Source organism: uncultured Microbacterium sp. (assembly GCF_945952435.1).
Taxonomy (GTDB): Bacteria; Actinomycetota; Actinomycetes; order Actinomycetales; family Microbacteriaceae; genus Microbacterium.
In genome coordinates, this window is the sequence record NZ_CAMFHZ010000038.1 from 1 (window position 1) to 4,905 (window position 4,905).

At 70.1% G+C, this 4,905-nt stretch carries 5 protein-coding genes; 3 read left to right on the top strand and 2 right to left on the bottom strand.

The genetic code is table 11. The features are described from left to right. On the top strand, positions 1-1,448 hold a 1,448-nt coding region (gene purF / locus Q0P88_RS13980; protein ID WP_295014957.1), incomplete at its 5' end, for an amidophosphoribosyltransferase. A gap of 13 nt (positions 1,449-1,461) precedes the next feature. Then, positions 1,462-2,814, top strand: a complete 1,353-nt coding sequence (locus Q0P88_RS13985; protein ID WP_295014958.1) for an MFS transporter — start codon at positions 1,462-1,464, stop codon at positions 2,812-2,814. 1 nt (position 2,815) lies between these two features. On the opposite strand, the gene Q0P88_RS13990 is transcribed toward Q0P88_RS13985, so the two are convergent. Further along, complete coding sequence (locus Q0P88_RS13990; protein WP_295014959.1) at positions 2,816-3,643, bottom strand: MOSC domain-containing protein; 828 nt, start codon at positions 3,641-3,643, stop codon at positions 2,816-2,818. Between the two features lie 86 nt (positions 3,644-3,729). Beyond that, positions 3,730-3,921: a DUF3073 domain-containing protein gene (locus Q0P88_RS13995; protein WP_295014960.1), complete on the bottom strand. Its 192-nt coding sequence runs from the start codon at positions 3,919-3,921 to the stop codon at positions 3,730-3,732. 149 nt (positions 3,922-4,070) lie between these two features. On the opposite strand from Q0P88_RS13995, the gene Q0P88_RS14000 reads away from it, so the two are divergent. Then, positions 4,071-4,637, top strand: coding sequence for a universal stress protein (locus tag Q0P88_RS14000; protein WP_295014961.1), 567 nt, complete (start codon positions 4,071-4,073; stop codon positions 4,635-4,637). The last annotated feature ends 268 nt before the right edge of the window (positions 4,638-4,905 follow it).

Sequence of the window (4,905 nt, forward strand, 5' to 3'; positions counted from 1 at the left end):
AGGCCCCGGTCAACCAGGACATCTACGACGCGCTCCTGCTGCTGCAGCACCGCGGCCAGGACGCGACCGGCATCGCCACGGCCGAGCCGAGCGGCGTCATGCACATGGCGAAGGCGCAGGGCATGGTCCGCGAGGCGTTCCGCACGCGCGACATGCGCTCGCTGCTCGGCAACGTCGGCCTCGGCCACGTCCGCTACGCGACCAAGGGCACCGCGTCGAGCGAGGAGGAGGCCCAGCCGTTCTACGTGAACGCGCCCTACGGCATCATCCTCATCCACAACGGCAACCTCACCAACACGCGCGAGCTCACCGCGGCGATGGCCCGTCGCGACCGGCGCCACCTGAACTCGTCGAGCGACACCGAGCTGCTGCTCAACGTGCTCGCGCACGAGCTGCAGACGACCACCTCGGCGGTCGACCTGGACTCCGAGCGCATCTTCGAGGCCGTCGCCCGCACCCACGAGAGGATCGAAGGCGCCTACGCGGTCATCGCGATCCTCGCGGGCTACGGTCTGCTCGCCTTCCGCGATCCGTTCGGGATCCGCCCGCTCATCCTGGGCCGTCGCTTCCGGGAGGATCCGGAGACCGGTGCCGCCTCGGACGAGTGGGTCGTGGCGAGCGAGTCGCTCGTGCTCGAGAACGGCGACTTCGAGATCGTCCGCGAGGTCGAGCCGGGCGAGGCCGTGTTCATCACGAACGGCGGCGAGCTGTTCACGAAGCAGTGCGCCGCGGATCCCGTGCTCGCGCCGTGCGCCTTCGAGTACGTGTACCTCGCCCGCCCCGACTCGGTCATGAACGGCGTCTCGGTGTACGAGTCGCGGCTGCGGATGGGCGACCGGCTCGCCGACACGATCGCGAAGCACGTGCCGCTCGACGAGATCGACGTCGTCATGCCGATCCCCGACTCCTCGCGGCCCGCCGCGATGGAAGTCGCGCGCAAGCTCGGCATCGAGTACCGCGAGGGCTTCTACAAGAACCGCTACGTGGGTCGCACGTTCATCATGCCGGGGCAGGCGGTGCGCAAGAAGAGCGTCCGCCAGAAGCTCAACGCCATGTCGACCGAGTTCAAGGGCAAGAACGTGCTGCTCATCGACGACTCGATCGTCCGCGGCACGACCTCGAAGCAGATCATCCAGATGGCGCGCGACGCCGGCGCCGCGTCGGTGATCTTCGCGTCCGCGGCCCCGCCGATCCGCTACCCGCACGTCTACGGCATCAACATGCCGTCCAAGCACGAGCTCATCGCCCACGGCCGGACGATCCCGGAGATCGCCGAGGTGCTCGGTGCCGACCGGCTCGTGTATCAGGAGGTCGACGACCTGAAGGCCGCGATCACGGAGGGCTCGGAGCTGACCGATCTCGACCTGAGCCCGTTCGACGGCCGCTACGTCACGGGCACAGTGAGCGACGAGTACCTGTCCTGGCTCGAGGGGTCGCAGAGCTCGTGACGGAGGACGCGCGATGACGGCGGCTGTCGGCAACGCGCGTCCGCTCTGGCGCGGGCGTGTCCTCGCGATCCTCGGGATCGTGCTCTGTGCGTTCTCCCTGCGCTCGGCGGTGGCGTCACTGTCGCCGGTCGTGAGCCTGGTCGCGAAGGAGTTCCCGCTCGATCCGGCGATCATCGGTCTGATCGGAACGGCTCCGCCCGTCTGCTTCGCCGTATTCGGCCTCGTCACCCCCCTCGTCGAACGACGTCTGGGTCTGGAACGCGTCGCGGTGATCGCGCTGATCGCCGTCACCCTGGGCCTCGTCGGGCGCGGGTTCTCGGTGAACGCGGTCACGCTCGTGGGCGCCACGGCGCTGGTGTTCGCCGGGGTCGGCATGGCGAACATCCTCATGCCGCCGCTCGTGAAGAAGTACTTCCCCGACCGGCTCGGGCTGATGATGACGGTCTACACGACCGTGATGGCGTTCTCGACCTTCCTCCCGCCGCTCGTCGCGCTCCCCCTCGCCGAGACCGCGGGCTGGCGCACCTCGCTCGCGCTGTGGGCGGTCTTCGCGCTCGCCGGCCTCATCCCGTGGGTCGCGATGATCCTGCGCGAACGCGGGTCGGCCGTCGTCCCGGAGCCGGTGGATCCGGATCCTGCCCCGGCGCACGAGCGGCGCACCGCCCGCGACGGCTCGACGGTCGATCTTTCCCTCGAGGACGCGATCGCGGCCGCGACCGGCCCGATCGGCGTGGCCCCGGCGGGTGGGCGGATCTTCGCGCGCCTGTCGCGGATCCCGCTCGCCTGGGCGCTGGCCGCCGTGTTCGGCACGTCGTCGACCATGGCCTACGTCTCGTTCGCCTGGCTGCCGACGGTGCTCGTGCAGTACGAGGGGGTGAGCCCCCAGGCCGCCGGCGCGCTGCTGTCGCTCTTCGCGTTCATCGGCCTGCCCGCCTCTCTCGTCGTGCCGCTGCTCGTGGTGAGGTTCCGTGCGACGACCCCGCTGTACCTGGTCGGAGCGATCGGCGGGGTCGCCGGACTGATCGGCCTGGTCCTGTTCCCCTCCCCGACCTGGGCCGCCCTCTGGGTGAGCCTGTTCGGCCTCGTCGGCCTGCTGTTCCCCCTCGCCCTCGTGCTCATCAGCGTCCGCGCGCGCGAGGCGGAGACCGCGGTCGCGCTGAGCGGTTTCGTGCAGAGCTTCGGCTACGTCATGGCCGCCGTCTTCCCTGTGCTGTTCGGCGTCCTGCACGGGGCGTCCGGTGGCTGGGTCGTGCCGTTGTGGGTGCTCGCCGCCGTCCTGGTGCTCTCGATCCCCGCGGGAGTGGCCGTCGGCCGTGCGCACACGGTCGAGGCCGCCTGGGAGCGTCGCAACGGCCGCCTGTGGTGAGTCAGGCGACGACGACCTCGTCGCCGACGCGGATCGTGCCTCCGACGCCCGACCGGTCGTCCACGGATCCGCTGACGCCGGGCAGGATCAGCAGCCGGCCGAGCGTCGGCTCGTCCTGACCGAGCGAGCCGGTGAGAGTCTTCAGGATCTTCGCGTCGAGGACCCCCGAGTCCGGGTTGGCATGCGTGGCGAGACACCGGACGATGGGTCCCGCGGTCCGCAGGCGGACGTCGCCGATCCGCACCTCTCCGGTCCAGTCCAGCTCCTCCCAGGCGTCGACACCGTCGATGACCACGTTGGAGCGGAACCGGCGGTCGTCCACCGGATCGGGCAGGGCCGTGTTCAACGCGTCCACGCTCGCCCGGCTGTGCACGCTGACGAAGCCCCTGGCGCGATCCTGGAACCGTGATCGCACCCCGTCGCCGACGAGCGCGAGGGGCAGCCGGCCCGGCCGATCCAGTCGACGCCCGTCGGCGGAGGCGCGGACGAACGCCGTCACCGCCTCGACGAGCGCGGCGCGGCCGGCATCGTCCAGGCCTGCCTCCACGAGCACGGAGCCGTCCCGTTCGATGCGTACGCGGCGGGCGTCGTCGTCGTAACGCAGTTGCAGGACGGCCAGCTCGGGGAACGTCTCGAGGGCGAGACCCTGGGACTTCGGCCAGTGCTCCAGGCCATCACCGCGGTCCTCCGCGCGCGTCGCGTCCGCGAAGCGGAAGGCGAGCACCCGGTCGCCTGCGATCCGCCCGTCTGCCTGCACGGTGAGACGGTCGAGCGACTCGGGCGTGAAGCCCTTGACGGGATGACGGTAGAGGGCGACGACGCGGGGCATGCCCCCATCCTCGCAGGCACCGCGAGCACGACGAGACCCCGCCCGGTGCGACGTGCGCGGGGCGGGGTCTTCGGGACGGCGAGGGCTCAGGCCTTCTCGAGTTCGTCCTCGTCCTCGTCCTCGTACTGGTCGGCCCATTTGTCGACGTACTGATCGCCGTCGCCGTTCTCGGGGTGACCGAGTTCGCGCTCGAGCGCGGAGTAGTTCACCGACGGACTGTACGCCTTGAGTTCGCGAGCAATCTTGGTGTGCTTTGCCTTCTGACGGCCACGGCCCATGCGCGAGACCCCCTTACTGTAAGCAACGGGCGACGCGGGGCCCGTTGTGCATTTACGGCACCGGCTCGCGGCCGGTAAGAGTAGCATCCAGGATAGCACGAGGGCCAGATCACCCCACCGTGATCCTGGCACGGAACGGAAGGACGATCATGTCGGACACCGCCCCCGCACCCCGCGACGACCACAGCCCCGACGCCTCCCGGGAAGAGGTGCAAAACGCCCGGCTGCAGAAAGCGGTGATCGTCGCCGTCCGGGCCGGTCAGCCGCCCCGAGTCCTGGCCGAGGGCACGCGCTACGCCGCTCTGCTGGACGTCCCGATCGTGATCGTCCACGTCGACGTGACGCGCTTCGTGACCTTCGAGGATCCGGACGGCATGGTCCACTCCGCTCCCATCGATCTGAACATCGACACGGGCGCGGAGGAGTTCGCGCAGGTCCGGGCGGAGTGCGAGAAGGCGCTCGCCGGATCCGGTCTCACCTGGACCGCACGGCAACTCGTCGGCGATCCGGCTCTCGCGATCAAGCACCTCGCGGGGGAGCTCGACGCGCAGCTCATCGTGGTCGGCACGCGCAGTCGCGGCATCGGCGAGTCGATCCGCGAGTTCTTCACCGGATCGGTCGCCGCCCGTCTGTCCCACCGCCAGTCGCGTCCCATCCTCGTCGTCCCGCTCGAAGAGCCCGTGCCGGACGACAAGAAGGACCCCTGGGCCGAGTAACGTCCGCGGTCTCTCCGCGGTGCGCTCTTCCGGGGGGTCGTTGAGCGAGCGCAGCGAGACGAAACGCGGTCTCCGGGATGGGGGCGTTTCGTCTCCGTCGCCTGCGGCGTCGTCGCTCAACGTCCTCGGGTGGTGCGTTTTCGGGGTCGTTGAGCGAGCGCAGCGAGACGAAACGCGGTCTCCGGGATGGGGGGCGTTTCGTCTCCGTCGCCGGCGGCGTCGTCGCTCAACGTCCTCGGGTGGTGCGTTTTCGGGGTCGTTGAGCGAG